The organism is Variovorax sp. J22G73 (genome assembly GCF_030317035.1).
Classification (GTDB): Bacteria; Pseudomonadota; Gammaproteobacteria; order Burkholderiales; family Burkholderiaceae_C; genus Variovorax.
In genome coordinates, this window is sequence record NZ_JASZYK010000001.1 from 1,552,811 (window position 1) to 1,570,279 (window position 17,469).

The 17,469-nt window shown below is 67.8% G+C and carries 16 protein-coding genes; 7 read left to right on the forward strand and 9 right to left on the reverse strand.

The features are described 5' to 3' along the window. Positions 1-8: 8 nt before the first annotated feature. The 6 genes from QTI51_RS07330 to sbcB all read left to right on the forward strand — a co-directional run bounded on the left by QTI51_RS07330 (position 9) and on the right by sbcB (position 7,622). On the forward strand, positions 9-1,007 hold the full coding sequence (locus tag QTI51_RS07330; RefSeq protein ID WP_116908968.1) for a type VI secretion system protein TssA: 999 nt from the start codon (positions 9-11) through the stop codon (positions 1,005-1,007). Continuing rightward, positions 1,004-1,651 (forward strand): hypothetical protein, encoded by a 648-nt coding sequence (locus QTI51_RS07335; protein WP_132749030.1) that lies wholly within the window; start codon positions 1,004-1,006, stop codon positions 1,649-1,651. Before QTI51_RS07330 ends, QTI51_RS07335 begins: the two co-directional genes overlap by 4 nt. A 136-nt stretch (positions 1,652-1,787) precedes the next feature. Then, positions 1,788-2,147: an ATP-dependent Clp protease adapter ClpS gene (clpS, locus tag QTI51_RS07340; protein ID WP_070060554.1), complete on the forward strand. Its 360-nt coding sequence runs from the start codon at positions 1,788-1,790 to the stop codon at positions 2,145-2,147. A 67-nt stretch (positions 2,148-2,214) separates the two neighbouring features. Next, the gene (gene clpA / locus QTI51_RS07345) at positions 2,215-4,536 is read left to right on the forward strand and encodes an ATP-dependent Clp protease ATP-binding subunit ClpA (RefSeq protein WP_116908970.1); all 2,322 of its coding nucleotides are present in this window, start codon (positions 2,215-2,217) and stop codon (positions 4,534-4,536) included. Positions 4,537-4,736: 200 nt separating this feature from the next. Further along, positions 4,737-6,182, forward strand: a complete 1,446-nt coding sequence (gene cls, locus QTI51_RS07350) for a cardiolipin synthase (RefSeq protein WP_116908971.1) — start codon at positions 4,737-4,739, stop codon at positions 6,180-6,182. Continuing rightward, on the forward strand, positions 6,183-7,622 hold the full coding sequence (sbcB, locus tag QTI51_RS07355) for an exodeoxyribonuclease I (RefSeq protein ID WP_116908972.1): 1,440 nt from the start codon (positions 6,183-6,185) through the stop codon (positions 7,620-7,622). Positions 7,623-7,692: 70 nt separating this feature from the next. Here sbcB and QTI51_RS07360 read toward each other — a convergent pair whose 3' ends face one another. Then, positions 7,693-8,688, reverse strand: coding sequence for a Bug family tripartite tricarboxylate transporter substrate binding protein (locus QTI51_RS07360; RefSeq protein WP_116908973.1), 996 nt, complete (start codon positions 8,686-8,688; stop codon positions 7,693-7,695). Positions 8,689-8,757: 69 nt separating this feature from the next. On the opposite strand from QTI51_RS07360, the gene QTI51_RS07365 reads away from it, so the two are divergent. Beyond that, positions 8,758-9,585, forward strand: coding sequence for an NAD-dependent protein deacetylase (locus QTI51_RS07365; protein ID WP_116908974.1), 828 nt, complete (start codon positions 8,758-8,760; stop codon positions 9,583-9,585). Here the strand turns inward: QTI51_RS07365 and QTI51_RS07370 are convergent. The 8 genes from QTI51_RS07370 to QTI51_RS07405 form a co-directional block, all read right to left on the reverse strand. Beyond that, positions 9,582-10,805, reverse strand: a complete 1,224-nt coding sequence (locus QTI51_RS07370) for an immunity 26/phosphotriesterase HocA family protein (RefSeq protein ID WP_116908975.1) — start codon at positions 10,803-10,805, stop codon at positions 9,582-9,584. The genes QTI51_RS07365 and QTI51_RS07370 overlap by 4 nt on opposite strands. A gap of 24 nt (positions 10,806-10,829) precedes the next feature. Then, on the reverse strand, positions 10,830-11,726 hold the full coding sequence (locus QTI51_RS07375; RefSeq protein WP_116908976.1) for an alpha/beta hydrolase: 897 nt from the start codon (positions 11,724-11,726) through the stop codon (positions 10,830-10,832). Between the two features lie 106 nt (positions 11,727-11,832). Continuing rightward, a complete protein-coding gene (locus tag QTI51_RS07380; protein ID WP_116908977.1) occupies positions 11,833-12,738 on the reverse strand; it encodes an isocitrate lyase/PEP mutase family protein in 906 nt (301 codons plus the stop codon). A gap of 29 nt (positions 12,739-12,767) precedes the next feature. Beyond that, complete coding sequence (locus tag QTI51_RS07385; RefSeq protein WP_286512173.1) at positions 12,768-13,988, reverse strand: ABC transporter substrate-binding protein; 1,221 nt, start codon at positions 13,986-13,988, stop codon at positions 12,768-12,770. A 41-nt stretch (positions 13,989-14,029) separates the two neighbouring features. Beyond that, complete coding sequence (locus QTI51_RS07390) at positions 14,030-14,773, reverse strand: ABC transporter ATP-binding protein (protein ID WP_286512169.1); 744 nt, start codon at positions 14,771-14,773, stop codon at positions 14,030-14,032. Further along, positions 14,757-15,608 carry an ABC transporter ATP-binding protein gene (locus QTI51_RS07395; protein ID WP_116908979.1) on the reverse strand — a complete coding sequence of 284 codons (852 nt, stop codon included), beginning with the start codon at positions 15,606-15,608 and terminating at the stop codon, positions 14,757-14,759. Before QTI51_RS07395 ends, QTI51_RS07390 begins: the two co-directional genes overlap by 17 nt. Next, positions 15,605-16,579 carry a branched-chain amino acid ABC transporter permease gene (locus QTI51_RS07400; RefSeq protein ID WP_116908980.1) on the reverse strand — a complete coding sequence of 325 codons (975 nt, stop codon included), beginning with the start codon at positions 16,577-16,579 and terminating at the stop codon, positions 15,605-15,607. Before QTI51_RS07400 ends, QTI51_RS07395 begins: the two co-directional genes overlap by 4 nt. Positions 16,580-16,589: 10 nt before the next feature. Then, the gene (locus QTI51_RS07405; protein ID WP_116908981.1) at positions 16,590-17,453 is read right to left on the reverse strand and encodes a branched-chain amino acid ABC transporter permease; all 864 of its coding nucleotides are present in this window, start codon (positions 17,451-17,453) and stop codon (positions 16,590-16,592) included. Positions 17,454-17,469: the final 16 nt, after the last annotated feature.

Genomic DNA, 17,469 nt, shown 5'->3' on the forward strand with positions numbered 1-17,469 from the left:
GCCTACCCATGAGCGCTCCCGCCATCACTACTGCCGATTCCCGGTTCGATCTTTCTCCCTTCGATGCTGCGCAGCCGTGCGGCCCGAGCCTCGAATACGACGCCGAATACGCGGTTCTGCTCGCACGCATGGCGCCGCGCGCCGACGCGCAGTACGGTGAATTCGTCGGCTTGGCGGATGCGCCGAACTGGACCGACATCGAACGCGACTGCCGGCGCCTGCTGACGAGGACCCGGGACATCAACGTGCTCGTCTGGCTGTGCCGCGCCCGCACACGGCTCGCCCAGGCGACGGGGCTTGCCCGGTGCCTTGCCGGGCTGGCGCAGGCGCTGCAAGCCTGGCCCGATGCGATCCACCCGCAGCTGGTTGTCGAGGGCGAGCGCGATCCCGCGGTACGGGCCAATGCGCTGGCCGCGCTGGCCGACCCCGAGGGACTGCTGGGTGATGTGCGCGAGATCGTGGTGGCGACGAATGCCGCCCGGCACCTGACGGTGAGGGAAGTCGAGCGCGCCCACGCCGTGCCCCGGCCGGCTGGTGCTTCCAGCCCCGAATCGGTGGCACTGCAACTGGACGGATTGCATCGGTCGGCCGCGGGCAACGCCGAGCTGCCGCTGACAGCGCTTGCGGCAGCGTTGAAGTCGCTGCGAGAGATCGACGCGTGGTGCGTGCGTCATCTGGGCGACGACGCGCCTTGCCTCCAGACATTGCTGGCGGTGCTAAAGCTGTTTGAACAGTCCGAATTGCTGGAGGATGCCGAACCCCGGGAACGCTTTGAACCCGTCGAGCCGGCACAGCGGGCTTCCAGTTCTTCCACGCGCTCGCGCGACGGCGTCCGCGACGACATCCGTGCAGCGCGCGAATGGTTCGAAACCCATGAGCCCAGCAGCCCTGTCGCGATCCTCCTCAGGCAGGCCGAGCGGATGGTCGGTCGGCGGTTTTCCGAGGTGGCGGACGCCATTCCGCTCGACCTGGTGCGCAAATGGGATGCGGGAGGGGAGCCGACGTGATCGCGAGCCTCGCTTACGAATTGCCGATCATCTGCTTCGTCGTCGGCATGCTGGGCGTCGTGCTGGGTGCCTGGCTCTGCATGCGCGGCTACGAGGAGCGCTTCAAAGCGCAACGCAAAGCCTTCGAACTGGCCCGGCAAAAGGCCGAGCACGACTTGCAACGGGCTTTGTCGTATGTTCCCCAGTGGATGCAGCAAGCGGTTCGCGTGGAGTTCGAGTTGTTGGGCAGGCAGCAAACGGAGCGGTGGAAGGAACTGGCGCAGGAACAGCAGCATTGGCAGTCGGGGCAGGAAACGCTGCGTCGGCTCGAGTGGCAGGCCTTGCTGGCGGAGTGGCCCGGGCGGCGCAGCCCGGCACCAGGGCCCGCCGGGCCGGTGACCGCCGGCAGGACGGCGCTGCCGGCGGCCCCTGCACCCACGCTTGTTCGCTCGCCAAGGCCAAGCCCGACACTTCGGCATGAACCGGAAGCCGAGCCTGATCCGGAACCGCGACGAGAGCCGGAGCACGCGGTCGTCCCTCAACCGCCCGAACGGGAATTGACCGACGAAGAAATCGACGCCTTGCCGCCCGATCTCCCGGCGCCCGCACCGCCACGCACCAGGAAATTACCAGCCCCCAAGGGCGCTGTGCTGCGCAATATATAAACGACCGGCTGCCAGCCGGTTTTTTTATATGCAATTCCGTTGTCGCACGCGCCGCAAGGCTCTTGATTTGTCGAATACGCGCCACCAAGTCTTTCTGCGCCGGCACGGTGCTTGCACGCTCTATAGAATCTTTTTCATGGCAACGAGAATTCCCAAGACTCCCAACACCCCACCGGCCCAGAAACCGGCCGGGGACGACGGAGATTCGGTCGTCCTGGAGCGCCGGCCGCAGAAAACTGCGCCGCCCCAGATGTACCAGGTGGTCATGCTGAACGACGACTACACCCCCATGGAGTTCGTGATCGTCGTTTTGCAGGAATATTTCAGCAAGGACCGCGAAACCGCGACCCAGATCATGCTCAAGATCCACCTCGATGGCCGCGGCGTCTGTGGGGTTTATTCCCGCGACATGGCGGCCACCAAGGTCAACCAGGTGATGGAAGCGGCCCAGCAAGCCGGGCATCCGCTGCAATGCGTCAGCGAACCGGTTGCATGAACCAGTTGAATTGCGCAAGCTCCAACCCATCTGAGAACTTATTTACAGCAAGGCAAAAGGAAATCACATGATTGCCCAGGAACTGGAAGTCAGCTTGCACATGGCCTTCGTCGAGGCCCGGCAGCAGCGCCACGAGTTCATCACCGTGGAGCACCTGCTGCTCGCTTTGCTGGACAACCCGAGCGCCGCGGAAGTTCTGCGCGCCTGCTCAGCCAACGTCGACGACCTGCGGGCGTCGCTCACCAACTTCATCAAGGACAACACGCCCCAAGTGGCGGGTACCGACGATGTAGACACCCAGCCCACCCTGGGTTTCCAGCGCGTGATCCAGCGCGCCATCATGCATGTGCAGTCCACCGGCAACGGCAAGAAGGAAGTCACCGGCGCCAACGTGCTGGTCGCGATCTTCGGTGAGAAGGACTCGCACGCCGTGTACTACCTGCACCAGCAGGGCGTCACCCGCCTCGACGTGGTCAATTTCATTGCCCACGGCATCAAGAAGAGCGATCCGCCGGAAGCCGTCAAGGGCGCGGGCGAAGCTCCCTCGGGCGAAGGCGAGGAGGGCGGCGGCGAACGCAACGAGAAGGCATCGCCGCTCGAGCAGTTCACCCAAAACCTCAACCAGCTTGCCAAGGACGGCAAGATCGATCCGCTGATCGGCCGCGAGTACGAGGTCGAGCGCGTGATCCAGATCCTGTGCCGCCGGCGCAAGAACAACCCGCTGCTGGTCGGTGAAGCCGGCGTCGGCAAGACCGCGATTGCCGAGGGCCTCGCTTGGCGCATCACGCAGAACGACGTGCCCGAGATCCTGGCCGAGGCGCAGGTCTACTCGCTCGACATGGGCGCGCTGCTGGCCGGCACCAAGTACCGCGGCGACTTCGAGCAGCGCCTGAAGGGCGTGCTCAAGTCGCTCAAGGACAAGCCGAACGCCATCCTGTTCATCGACGAAATCCACACCCTGATCGGTGCGGGTGCTGCCTCGGGCGGCACCCTGGACGCGTCGAACCTGCTGAAGCCGGCGCTCTCCAGCGGCCAGCTGAAGTGCATCGGTGCCACCACGTTTACGGAATACCGCGGCATCTTCGAGAAGGACGCGGCCCTGTCGCGTCGTTTCCAGAAGGTCGACGTGGTCGAGCCGACGGTGCAGGAAACCGTCGACATCCTGAAGGGCCTGAAGTCGCGCTTCGAGGAACACCATGGCGTGAAGTACGCCGTGGCCGCCCTGCAGGCCGCGGCCGAGCTCAGCGCCAAGTACATCAATGACCGTCATTTGCCCGACAAGGCCATCGACGTCATCGACGAAGCCGGTGCCGCGCAACGCATCCTGCCGCCGAGCAAGCGCAAGAAGACCATCAGCAAGACCGAGGTCGAGGAAATCGTCGCGAAGATCGCGCGCATTCCCCCGGCCAACGTCAGCAACGACGACCGCGGCAAGCTGCAAACCATCGAGCGCGACCTGAAGAGCGTGGTGTTCGGCCAGGACAAGGCACTCGAAGTGCTGGCCTCCGCGGTCAAGATGGCGCGTTCGGGCCTGGGCAAGGGCGACAAGCCGATCGGCTCGTTCCTGTTCTCCGGTCCCACGGGCGTCGGCAAGACCGAAGCGGCGAAGCAGCTGGCCTACATCATGGGCATCGAGCTGATCCGCTTCGACATGTCGGAGTACATGGAGCGTCACGCGGTGAGCCGCCTGATCGGCGCGCCTCCGGGCTACGTCGGTTTCGACCAAGGTGGCCTGCTGACCGAAGCCGTCACGAAGAAGCCGCATTCGGTGCTGCTGCTCGACGAAATCGAGAAGGCGCACCCGGACATCTTCAACGTGCTGCTGCAGGTCATGGACCACGGCACGCTGACGGACAACAACGGACGCAAGGCCGACTTCCGCAACGTCATCATCATCATGACGACGAATGCGGGTGCCGAGACCATGAACAAGGCGACCATCGGCTTCACCAACCCGCGCCAGGCGGGCGACGAAATGGGCGACATCAAGCGCTTGTTCTCGCCTGAATTCCGCAACCGGCTGGACGCCATCGTCAACTTCAAGGCGCTGGACGAGAACATCATCCTGCGCGTGGTCGACAAGTTCCTGCTGCAACTGGAAACCCAGCTCAGCGAGAAGAAGGTGGAAGTCACGTTCAGCGACAAGCTGCGCAAGCACCTGGCGAAGAAGGGCTTCGATCCGTTGATGGGCGCGCGCCCGATGCAGCGCCTGATCCAGGACACGATCCGTCGTGCACTGGCCGACGAACTGCTGTTCGGTCGCCTGACCGACGGTGGCCGCCTCGAAGTCGACCTCGACGACAAGGACGAGGTGCTGCTCGACATCCAGCCACTTCCGAAGAAGGAAGGCAAGTCGAAGCCCGAAGCGGAAGAAGCCGCCACGGGCTGAAAGAGGCGGGCGGCGCGCGGCTGATGAGGCCGCCGCCCCCCTCGAAGGCGCCATCAAAGGCCGGTAGCATCGCGCTGCCGGCCTTTTTCTTTGGGCCGCACTCCTGTTCCTTCCCGCTTCTGCCTGCTCCTGCCTGCGCCTGATTTCGCTTCCGTCTCCTTCGCCACGCCAGCCTCAACCGCCTCACCGCTTCCTCCGCCTTGATCCTCCCCGTCCTCAGCCCCGAATGGAAGACCGGCCTCTCCCTGGCCTGGAGCGGCTACATCGCCGTGCTGTCGATCTGGATCGTGATGCAAAAGCGCGCGCCCGTGTCCACCATGAGCTGGATCCTGTCGCTGGCGCTGCTGCCGTTCGCGGGCTTCGTCATCTATTACTTTCTCGGGCCGCAGCGCCTGCGCAAGCAGCGCATCAAGCGGCTGCGCAGCCGCGCGAGCGCCTTCGCACAGGCCGATGTCGCACGCCTGCGCGACGTGGCGCAGAACGCGCCGCCGGCGCTGCAGCAGATGGCCAGGCTGGGCACCGCGACCTGCGGGCTGCCGGTGTCGAGCGCGGTCGACGTCGAACTGCTCTCGGGCGGGGCGCGCACCTTCGACGCCATCTTCGAGGCCGTGCGCGCCGCGCAGGACCACATCCACCTCGAGTACTACATCTTCGAGCCCGACAAGATCGGCACCGCGTTGCGCGACCTGCTGGTCGAGCGCGCGCGGCAAGGCGTCACGGTGCGCCTGCTGATCGACGCGCTGGGCTCCAAGCGCATCGGCCGCAAGTTCATGGCGCCGCTGCACGAGGCGGGCGTGAAGGTGGCGCTGTTCCACGACACCAAGATCGGCCGCCGCCTGCGCCCGGTGACCAACTACCGAACCCACCGCAAGATCGTGGTGTGCGACGGCCGGGTGGGCTTCACGGGCGGCGTGAACATCACCGACGAGGAAGACAAGCGCACCAACCCCGACGCATACCACGACGTGCACCTGCGCATCGAAGGCAGCGCGGTGCGCTGGCTGCAGACCACCTTTCTCGAAGACTGGACCTACGCCACCGGCGAAGACCCGCGCGGCATGGACGACACCCTGGGCGCCATGCTGCCGCAGCTGGAAGCGGGCGACATCCCGGTGCAGATCGTGACGAGCGGCCCCGACAACGCGCTCGAGGCCATCCACCGCATGCACGTGGAGGCCATTCATTCGGCCACCACGCGGGCCTGGCTCACCACGCCGTACTTCGTGCCCGGCGAGCCCGCGCTCATGGCGCTCACCAGCGCCGCTTTGCGCGGTGTCGACGTGCGGCTGCTGGTGCCGCGGCGCAGCGACTCGGCCATCGTCAGCGCCGCCGCGCGCTCGTACTACGACGAGCTCATCGCCGCCGGCGTGAAAGTCTGGGAGTACAAGGCGCGCATGCTGCATTCCAAGACCTTGGTGGTCGACGACCATTGCGCGATGATCGGCACCGCCAATTTCGACAACCGCAGCTTCCGCCTCAACTTCGAGGTGTGCGCGGTGGTCTATGGTCCCGAGCTGGCCCGGCCGCTGGCGGCGCAGTTCGAGACCGACCTGCACAGTGCCGGCGCGGTGCGCGCCCACCGGCCCCAAAGTTTCTGGCGTCGCCTTGGCGATGCGATTGCGCGTTTGTCTTCACCCTTGCTCTGAATGAACCACACCTTTCTCTGGCACGACTACGAAACCTTCGGCGCCGTGCCGCGCCGCGACCGGCCTTCGCAGTTCGCCGCCATCCGCACCGACGCCGACCTGAACGAAGTCGGCGAGCCGCTGATGGTCTATTGCAAGCCCGCGCCCGACTACCTGCCCAGCCCCGAGGCCTGCCTCATCACCGGCATCACGCCGCAGGTGTGCCTGGAGCGCGGCATTCCCGAGCACGAGTTCGCCGGGCACATCGAAAAGGCTTTCTCGCAGCCCGGCACCATCGGCGTGGGCTACAACGCCATCCGCTTCGACGACGAGGTCACGCGCTTTTTGTTCTGGCGCAACCTGATCGATCCGTATGCGCGTGAATGGCAGAACGACTGCGGCCGCTGGGACCTGCTCGACGTGGTGCGGCTCACCTACGCGCTGCGCCCCGACGGCATCGAGTGGCCGAAGAAGGAAGACGGCAAGCCCAGCTTCAAGCTCGAAGACCTGGCGCGCGCCAACGGGCTGCTGCACGAGTCGGCGCACGACGCGCTGTCGGACGTGCGCGCCACCATCGCGCTGGCCCGGCTCATTCGCGACAAGCAACCCAAGCTGTTCGACTTTGCCTTCGGCCTGCACAAGAAAGACCGCGTGGCCAGCGAGCTCGGTCTGCCCGCGATGCGCGAGACCGCCAAGCCCTTCCTGCACGTGTCGGGCATGTTCCCGGTCGAGCGCGGCTGCATCGCCGTGATGTGGCCGCTGGCCAGCCACCCGACCAACAAGAACGAGCTGCTCGCCTGGGACCTGGCGCACGACCCCAGCGAACTGCGCGACCTCGACGCCGACACGCTGCGCCTGCGCCTGTTCACCCGCACCGCCGACCTGCCCGAAGGCGTGACCCGGCTGCCGGTGAAGGGCGTTCACCTGAACAAGTCGCCCATGGTGGTCGGCAACCTGCGCACCCTGGCGCCGGCCATGGCCGAGCGCTGGAACATCGACCTGGACGCCGCCCTGCGCAACGCCGCCATCGCGCGCGACCTGCCCGACATGAGCGCCATCTGGTCGCAGGTGTACGCCCGCCCCAAAGAGGCCGCGCCCGATGTGGACGAAGACCTGTACGGCGGCTTCGTCGGCAACGGCGACCGTCGCCGCCTGAACCAGCTGCGCACGCTGTCGCCCGAAGAACTGGCCAAGGACCGCACCGGCTTCGACGACGGCCGGCTCGACGAAATTCTGTTCCGCTACCGCGCGCGCAACTGGCCCGAGCTGCTGAACGAAGACGAGACCGAGCGCTGGGAAGCGCTGCGCGTGGCGCGGCTCTTCAAGGGCGAGGGCGGGGCGCGCACCATCGAGATGCTGTTCAGCGAGGTCGATGCGCTGTCCGAGACGGCCGACGAGCGCGGCGAGGAAATTCTCGGCGCGCTCTACGAGTACGCCGAGGCCATCGCGCCCGAGGCCTGATTCGGCCGTCTGCTGATGCTGCTGCTGCTGCTGCTGCTGTTGCCGCTGCTGCCGGACGCTGCCGCCAGCCTCAGAGCTTGATGCCCGCGCCCTTCACCGTCGGCCCGAGCACATCGACCTGGTCCTTCACGAAGCGGTTGAACATGACCACCGTTTCGGGTTGGGCCACGATGCCCAGCTCGGTCAGCTTCTTCTGGATCTCGGGCATCACCAGCACCTCGTTGCACGCAGCGTTGAGCTGCGCCACCACGTCGGGTGGCAATTTGGCCGGGCCGGAGAGGCCGAAGAAGTTCTCCAGCACCAGCTTCGGCTGATGCAGCTCCACCATGCTCGGCACGTCGGGCATCAGCGGTGAGCGCGCGGCGCCCGTCACCGCCAGCGGCACCAGCTGCCCGCTCTTGAAAAAGGGCACGTAGGCGGTGATCACGTCGATGCCGACCGGAATGGTGTTGGCGATCAGGTCGGTGGTCATGGGGGCGCCGCCGCGATAGGGCACGTGCACCATGTTGAGCCCGGTGGTCTTCTTCAGCAGCTCGCCATGGATGTGGCCCACCGAGCCCGGCCCGCCGGAGCCGAAGTCGATGCGGCCTTCCTTGCGCCCCATGGCCTCGAATTCGGCATACGTCTTCAGGCCCGAGGCCTTGCTCGCCATGAGCACCAGCGGCGCGGCGCCCAGGTAGGCGACATGGCTGAAGCCCGCCACCGGGTCGTAGGGCTGCTTGTCGAGCGTGAAGGGGCCCAGGGCGATCGGGGTGGTGTTCGACAGCATCAGCGTGTAGCCGTCGGGCGCCGACGCGGCCACCTGCGCGCCGCCGATGGTGCCGCCCGCGCCGGGCCTGTTGTCGACGACCACGGGCTGGCCCAGCTTTTTCGCCAGCTGCTCGGCCATCACGCGCGCCAGCACATCGCTGGAGCCGCCGGGCGGGAAGGTCACGACGATCTTGATCGCGTGGTCGGGCCATTGCGCAGGGGCTGCGAACGCAGGAAGGGCGGCCGCGGCGGCGCCGGCGGCCAGCAGTTGCAACGCGGCGCGGCGCGTGGGCCGCTGATCGGGAAGGTGGTGCATGGCGTTCTCCGCAGACGGGTAAGAACGAGGCTCTTAGCAGGAATCGGGCCGCAGACTTATGCTGCCCGCATGACAGCCGACACCGCCGCGCTCGCCGATTTCGCCACCCGCCACCGCAAGCTCTTCGTGCTCACCGGCGCGGGCTGCAGCACCGAATCGGGCATTCCCGACTATCGGGACGCCAAGGGCGAGTGGAAGCGGCCTTCTCCCGTCACCTACCAGGCCTTCATGGGCGAAGACAGCACGCGCCGCCGCTACTGGGCCCGCAGCCTGATCGGCTGGCCGACCATGGCCGGCGCCCGGCCCGGTGCGGCGCATCGTGCGCTGGCGCAACTGGAGGCAGCGGGCCGCGTGGGGCTGCTGCTGACGCAGAACGTCGACGGACTGCACGAAGCCGCCGGCAGCCAGGGCGCCATCGACCTGCACGGGCGCATCGACACCGTGCGCTGCATGGGCTGCGAGCGGCGCAGCACGCGCGCCGAGCTGCAACTGGCGCTGCGCGAACGCAACCCGCGCTGGGCCGCGCTCGAAGCCCGCGCCGCGCCCGACGGCGATGCCGACCTCGAGGGCCACGACTTTTCCGGTTTCGACGTGCCCGCCTGCACTCACTGCGGCGGACTGCTCAAGCCCGACGTGGTGTTCTTCGGCGAGAGCGTGCCCAAGGAGCGAGTGACCGCCGCCTTCGCGGCGCTGGAAGAGGCCGACGCGGTGCTCGTTGCCGGCTCGTCGCTGATGGTGTATTCGGGCTTTCGCTTCGTGCAGGCCGCCGCCGCCGCGGGCAAGCCGGTGGCGGCGGTGAACCTGGGGCGCACACGCGCCGACGAGCTGCTGACGCTGAAGGTCGAACGCCCGGTGGGCGAGGTACTGGCCGAGCTGGCCAGCCAGCTGGCGAGCTAGCCGGTTCGGTCGCCGGCGGCGGCCTTCGATCTGGTCTTGGCCTTGGCCCGGCCCGCCGGCACGCCTGGCTGCACGTGCGCGATGAACGCCTCGGGCGACAGGCATCCGGCCCATCGCGCGTACGTGGCGTAGTCAGGCACATCGCCGCAGCCGATCTTGCCCAGCACGCTTGCGAATGCCTCCGCGTGATCGGGGTGCCGCAGGCTGCGGGACCGCATCGGCGTCGCGCCTGCCAGTGCGTCCTGCAACGGCGTGCGGTCGAGCTGCCCGATGCCCAGACCGCTGTCGGTGCCGCCGCCGATGGCGGCATCCGCAAGCCGGTGCCAGCCGAAGCCCCAGTAGAAAAAGGCCTGCCGGTCCTGCGCAGGCGCATTGCCGACGCCGCACGGAAATTCGATGTCGCCAGGCACCAGCATCTTGCGGCCGACCACCGGAAAGTTGCCCCAGAAAAGCTGGTTGTCCATCATGGTCTGCGCCGGCAGCAGCGGCCAGGCGGACAGCGCGTCGATGCCCGGCGCCGGTTCGCTCGAGGCGCCGCCGAACAGGCGCACGACCAGCGGCACCGTCATCACGTGGTGCCAGGGATGCCCGTCCGGCAGCAGGCCCGCCGCGCGGATCTCCTTCAGGCTGCCCAGCAGCAGGCCGAAGCCGTAGCGCATGTCGTCGATGCGAAAGCGAAACACGTCGCCCGCGGCGTATTTCACTTGCTGGCGCGGGGCCGATTTCATCAGCGCGATGTCCTCGCGCAGCCGCTCGGGCATGCCTTGCAGGCGCGCGCGCAGGTAGTCGCGCAGACCGGCGTGGTCGGGCAGGGCGTCGTCGTTCCAGAAGTCGATGGCGCGCATGTTCGCCGTGTTCAGCGCCGCAACGCTCGACTGCGTCAGCCGCTCGCCGATGAACGAGGCCTGGAACCAGCGACCGTTCGCGCGCTCCGCCACCAGCAGCACGGCCGCCGTGAGCTTGCGCTCCTTGCCGCGCTCGGTCTTGGGCAGCAGCCAGGCGCGCTCGCGGGTGGCAAGCGCCGTGTCGACTTCGAGGTAGCCGCCGGCGCTGGCGCGCAAGAACTTGCGCAGCGTGTCGCCTTCGAAGAAGGCCACGGTGTCCTTGAACAGCACGCGCTCCCAATGCGGCGGCACCGCGTCGAGGCCGACGCTTTCGCGCTCGGCGTTGGTGAGTTCGAACAGGGGTTGCAAGGCGTCGAGTGCGGTCTGCTTGGGCATGGCTTCGATCGGGGTTTGCTGGCGTCAAGGCTTGGCGACGTGGCCCGCCACACCCACGGAGCGAACGAACGCGTCCACCGCCGCCGTGTACGTGCTCGGCTGGCCCAGTTCGGCATTGATCTGCGCGTGCGACAGGTCTTCGGGCAGCACCTCGGCGCGGCCACCGGTGGCCGTCACGCGCGCCGCGAACTGCTGCGCCTGCGTGCACGAACCGTCGCGACGTTGCGTGGAGCACACCAGCAGCATCGGCGGCGCGCCGGGCGCGAGCGCGTCGGTGGGCGACACGCTGCGCCAGAAGGCGGGGTCGCTGCCGAAGACGCGGTCGTAGAAGTTCAGGTGGCGGCGCTGCATTAGCCCCGCGGTGTCCAGTGCGGCGCTGTCGAGCGCGATGGCGCCGAGCCAGGGGCGCGCGCCTTGCTGCCGCGCGATGTCGGGCGATGCGCTGAGCAACGCGACCAGGTGCGCGCCGGCCGAATGGCCCATGAGCACCACGCGGGCCGCGTCGCCGCCCCACGAGGCCGCGTTCGCCTGCACGGCCGCCACGGCGCGCGCCACGTCCTGCGCCTGCTGCATCACGTCGACCCGCGGCACGAAGCGGTAGCCCACCGACACCAGCACGAAGCCTTGCTCGCGCACCCAGTGCGCGACCTTGAGGTCCACCACGCTGGCGGCCTCCTTGTCGCCGAACATCCAGGCGCCGCCGTGGACCATCACGACCACGGGCGCGCCGCGGGTGTCGGCGGTGTGCTGGGCGGGCTTGGGCAGGTAGACGTCCATGCGCTGCGCGGCGTCAGGGCCGTAGGGCACGTCGGCGAGCCGTTGCACGTCGGCAGCGGGCTGCGCGCTGGCCGGCGCGGGGGCGGTGAAGGCCAGGGTGAGCAGCAGCAGTGAGGTCGCGCACAGGCGCGGGAGGAGTCGCATGAATAGGCCCTCGAAGGTCCGGACAGGCTGGCGATTCTCGCGCGCCAGCCGCCCGGCCCTTTGGGCTTTTTGGGGGCCTTACGTCCTCCAGGCCTGGCCCTGGCCTTCAGGCTGCGCGCTTCAGCGCCGGCGCGTCCAGCTCGTAGTACGCCTGCCGTTCCTCGATGGCGTTCCAGCCGATGACTTCCTTGAACGCCGGCATCGTCGTCTGCCCGTTCGGCAGGCCGTCGACGTCGCCGGTGCGGCGCTCCGACAGCACCTGCAGGTTGGCCTGCAACGCATGCACCGTGCTCATGAGCGCGACGATGGGGTAGGTCGCGAAGGCCGCCACCGACTCGATCTGCGCATGGCTCAGCCTGGCCATCCACAAGCCCTGCATCAGCTGCAGCGACAGGCGGCGGCCCGTGGCTTCCTTGAGCTTCACCAGGTCGTCGAAGCCCTTGAAGGTGCGCGAGATCGGCTGGATCAGGTCGGCCCCGGCCTCGGCGTACTGGCAGGCGCGGTCGATGGCCTCCGACGGGTCGATGGCGTCGGTGCGCGCCACGATCAGGAAGTCGGGGTCCTGCCGGGCGTCCACCGCGGCGCGGATCTTCGCGACCGCGTCGCGCACCGGCACCAGCGGCATCGTGCTGGCCGCGGCCGGGCAGCGCTTGGGGCTGAACTGGTCTTCCAGGGAGATGGCGGCCACGCCCGTCTTCTCGAACTCGCGCACGGTGCGCGCGACGTTGATCACGTTGCCGTAGCCGGTGTCTGCGTCGGCAAAGATCGGCTTCTTCACGATGTTGGCGATGCGGTTCACCACGCCGACGTTTTCCGTCAGCGTGTACAGCTCCACGTCGGGCTGGCCCAGCAGCGAGGCCGAGATGCCGAAGCCGGTGGTGAAGATGCCGTCGAAGCCCGACTGGTCGACCAGCAGCGCGGAGAGCGCGTCCTGTGCGCCGGCCATCCAGAAGGTGGGGCCCGAGGTGATGCGCGCGCGCATCGTCTTGCGAAGGGAGGTTGTGGAAGTCATGCGAATTGTTCCTTGACGAGGGGGGAGGGTCAGCGCTGCACGGGGTCGATGTACCCGCCGAGCGAAACGAACTTCTGCTCCTTGAGTTCCATCAGCGCCACGCCGGTCTGGCCGCGCCGCGCGTAGCCGCCGGCGCTCAGGGGCTGGAAGGAAATCTTCGGACCGATCTTCTGGTCGAAACCGCTCATGCCGTCCAGCGCGGCCACCACCTTGGCGCGGCTGGGTTCGTTGCCGGCGCGCTTGAGCGCCTCGACCGCCACGGCCGCGGCCGAGTACCCCATGAGCGCGGTGGAGGATGGCGCCGACTTCGGGTACAGCTTGGTGTAGCGCGCGAAGAAGGCCTTGATGGCCGGGTTGTCGCCTTCCACCGCGTCGTAGTAGGAAGCCACGTACAGCTTGGCTGGGCTCTTGCCCAGCAGCTCCACGAACTTGGGGTCGTTCAGCCCGCCGGCACCGAACACGGTCGGCTTCCAGCCGAGCTTTTCCGCGCCGCGGAAGAACAGCACCGCCTCCTGGCCTAGCGCATAGACGATCACGACATCGGGCTCGGCCTGCTTGAGCTTGAACACCTGCGAGGTGATGTCGGTGGCGAAGCGCTCGAAGCTCTGCGCCTCCACCAGCTTCAGCCCGTGCTTGTCGAGCTGCTTCATGGCGATGTCGTAGGCCGGCTTGCCCCAGCCGTCGTTCTGGTAAAGCATGGCGATCTTCTTCGCCTTGAGCTTCTCCACCGCGTAGTCGATGTAGGCGGCGGTCTCGGTCGACTGCGGCGAGGGCAGCACGTACAGCAGCTCGCGCGGCGGCGTGCTGGTCAGGTCGGAGATGCTCAGGGCGCCGATGGTCGGCACCTTGCGCGTGGAGCTGTACTCGTAGGCGCTGATGTTGGTGGCGTGGCCGATGTTGCCCACCATGGCCAGCACGTTGTCGCGCTCCACCAGCAGCTTGGCGTTGGCCACCGACTTCGCGGGCTTGAGCTCGTCGTCGTAGGTGATCAGCTTGAGCTTGCGGCCGTTCACGCCGCCTTGCTCGTTCACCATGTCGAAGTAGGTGCGAATGCCTTCGTCCACCGCCTTGCCCATGTAGGCCAGCGTGCCCGACATCGGCTGCGACGAGCCGAGCACGATCTCCTTGTCGAGCACGCCTTCGGCCTTGTTCTCGAAGGCGAAGGCCAGCGGCGGCAGGGCGGCTGCGAAGAGCAGCGCGGCGCCGGTGGCGAGCGCGGTGCGGCGGGGAGCGGAGTGGGTCATGGTCATGGGTCTGTCTCCTGTCATTGAGTGGGAAATCGGTGCCTGGCTCAGCCGCCCAGGTAGGCGCGGCGAATGTCTTCGTTGCCGGCCAGCTCGGCCGCCGGCCCGTGCATGACGACGCGGCCGGTCTCGATGACATAGCCTTCGTCGGAAATGTCCAGCGCAATGTCTGCGTCCTGCTCCACGATCAGGAGCGTGAGCCGCTCGCGGTCCCGGATGTCGCGCAGCGTCGAGAAGATGGCGTCCTTCATGATGGGCGCCACGCCCATCGAAGGCTCGTCGAGCATCAGCAGGCGGGGCTTGGCGAGCAGGCCGCGCGCAATGGCCAGCATCTGCTGCTCGCCGCCCGACAGCGTGCCGGCGCGCGAGGTGATGCGCTCCTTCAGCCGCGGAAAGTAGCCCAGCACGCGGTCGATGTCCTCGCGCACCTCGCCGGCCGGGCGGGTGTAGCCGCCGAGCACCAGGTTTTCCTTCACCGAAAGCTGCGCGAACACCATGCGGCCCTGCGGCACATGCACCACGCCGCGGCGCACCAGTTGCTCCGCCGGCACGTTGGCGATGCTGCGGCCGTCGAAGACGGCGGTGCCCCCCGCCACCGGCAGCAGGCCCGAGAGCGCGCGCATCAGCGTGGTCTTGCCCGCGCCGTTGGCGCCCAGCACGCACACGATGCCCGCGGCCGGCACTTCGAGCGACACGCCGTGCAGCGCGCGGATCTTTCCGTAGGCCGCGCTCAGGTTGTCCACGCGCAGCAAGGGCTCGCCGCGCTTTGGGGGTTCAACGGCGTTTGCCACTCTTGCCTCCTCCGAGATAGGCCTCGACCACGGCCGGGTTCTGTTCGATTTCGCGCGGCGAGCCCTGCGCCAGGAAGGCGCCGTTGTGCATGACGGTGATGGTGTCCGAGATCGACATCACCAGCGGCATGCTGTGCTCGATGAGCAGCAGCGTGGCGCCCGTGGCCTGCTGCAGCCGGCGCAGCGTGTCGCCCAGCGCGTCGATCTCGCGGTTGTTCATGCCGGCGGCGGGTTCGTCCAGCAGCATCAGCACCGGCTCCAGCGCCATGGCGCGTGCCAGTTCCACCAGCTTCTGCGTGCCGTAGGGCAGGTCGCGCACCAGCGTGTGGGCGTGGGCGCCCAGCGCCAGGCTGTCGATGATCTGCTGCGTGCGCTCGCGTTGCTCGCGCTCCTCGCGGCGCTGGCGCGGCAGCCGCAGCAGCGCCTCGGCCAGCGTGCAGCGCATGGCGCCCGAGCGCGCGATGAGCACGTTGTCGAACACCGTGAGCTCGGAGAAGAGCTCCAGGTTCTGGAAGGTGCGGGCGATGCCCAGGCGCGAGATCTGGTGCGCCTTGCACCTGAGCAGGTCGTGCTCGCCGGTGGCCGTGCGCAGGCGCATCGCACCCTTTTGCGGCGTGTAGAAGCGGCTGATGCAGTTCAGCATCGTGGTCTTGCCCGCGCCGTTCGGGCCGATCAGCGCGTGCACCGTGCCGGGCATCACGTCGAAGCCGACGTCCTGCACGGCGACGATGCCGCCGAAGCTCATGCGCACGTCCGACAGGGACAGCAGGGGCGCCGTGGCCGGGCTCGCCTGGGGCCGGGTCGCGACGGGGGCGCCGTCGATCAGCGCCCTCATCGCGGCACCTCGGTGCCGGCGGCGGCGTCCGCGCCGGGCAGCTTCTTGCGCTTGAGCAGGCTGGCCAGCCCGTCGGGCAGGAACATCAGCGCCAGGATCATCGCCACGCCGTACAGCGCGCGCTGGAACTGGTCGAAGCCGAAGTAGGTGAGCAGTTGCGGCGCGCCGATGACGAACACCGCGCCCAGCACCGAGCCCATGATCGAGCCCAGCCCGCCCACGATCACCATCGACACGAAGCTGATCGACACCATGATGTTGAACAGCGACGGGTCGATGAAGCGCACCACCGGCGCATACAACGCGCCCGACAGCCCCGTGTAGAAAGCGCACACGCCGAAGGCGATGAGCTTGAGCTTGGTGGCGTTGAGCCCGAGCGCGCGCGAGGCCGTCTCGCTGCCCTTGAGGGCGAGGAAGCCGCGGCCGAAATGGCTTTGCGACAGGTTGCGCGCCACCCACAGCGCCGCGCCCAGCACCACGGCCACGAACAGGTGGTAGGCCCGCTCGTCGAGCGCAAAGCCGAACAGCGTGGGCCCGGGGGCGCCCATGCCGTTCTCGCCCCCCGTGAGCTCGCCGCCGGACTTGGCGATTTCCACCGAGATCATCACGAAGCCCAGCGTGGCGATGGCCAGGAACACCTCTTCCAGCCGCAGCACCGGCAACGCCAGCAGCACGCCCACCACGGTGGCGATCGCCGCCGCGATGAGCATCGACAGCACCAGCGGCACGCCGAAGTGCGTCGTGAGAATGGCGCTGCCGTAGGCGCCGATGCCGAAGAACACCGCGCCGGCCATCGAGATCAGGTTGGTGTAGCCGGTGAGGATGTTGGTGCCGAAGGACGCGAGCGTGTAGATCAGCACCAGCGTGAAGATGTAGAGCACGTAGCCGCCCGGTACCAGCGGTGCGAGCACGAAAAGCGCAATGAACACCAGCGGCGCCAGCCAGGGCCGCGAATCGAAGATGCGTGTCATGGGGCTTTCCTCAGACTTTCTTGACCTGGCGCCGCGCCAGCAACCCGTGTGGCCGCAGGATCAGGATGGCCAGCATCACGATGAAAGGCACCGCGTCTTTCCACTCGGAAGACAGGTAGGCGCCGGTGAGGTTGGAGGTCACGCCGATGATCACGCCGCCCAGCAGCGCGCCAGGCATGCTGCCGATGCCGCCGAGCACCGCCGCCGCGAAGGCGAAGTGCAGGGCGCTTTGCATCATCGAGAAGTGCACGAAGGTCAGCGGCGCGATCAGCAGGCCGGCCGCCGCCGCGATGACGTGCGACAGCGCCCAGGCCAGCGAATAGATGCGCTTGATGGGAATGCCCATGAGCCGCGCGGCGGTCGGGTTCTCCATGGTGGCCTGCATCGCGATGCCCAGCCGCGTGAAGCGGAAGAACGCGAACAGCGCGCCGGCCAGCACCGCGCACACGCCCACGATGCCCAGGTCGATGCCCGAGACGATCACGCCGCCCACGTCGATGGGCGCGGCCGGGAACACGCTCGGCAGCTCCTGCGTGTCCTTGCCCCAGATCCAGATGGCCAGGTCGCCGAAGATCAGGAACAGGCCCAGCGTGCAGATGGCCGACGACAGCAGCGCCTTGCCGATGAAGCGGCGGATGATGAAGCGCTCGATCAGCATGCCCAGCGCCGCGCCGAACAACAGCACCAGCGGCACCACCGCCCACATCGGCACGCCCAGCCGCACGAGGGTGTAGGCGGTGAAGGCCGAGAGCATGGCCGCCTCGCCGTGCGCGAAATTGAGGATGCCGGTCGCCTTGAACACCATCACGATGCCCAGGGCGATCAGCCCGTAGATGGCGCCCAGGGCGACGCCGCTCACGATCATCTGGAGCATGCGGTGCGCTCCGGGC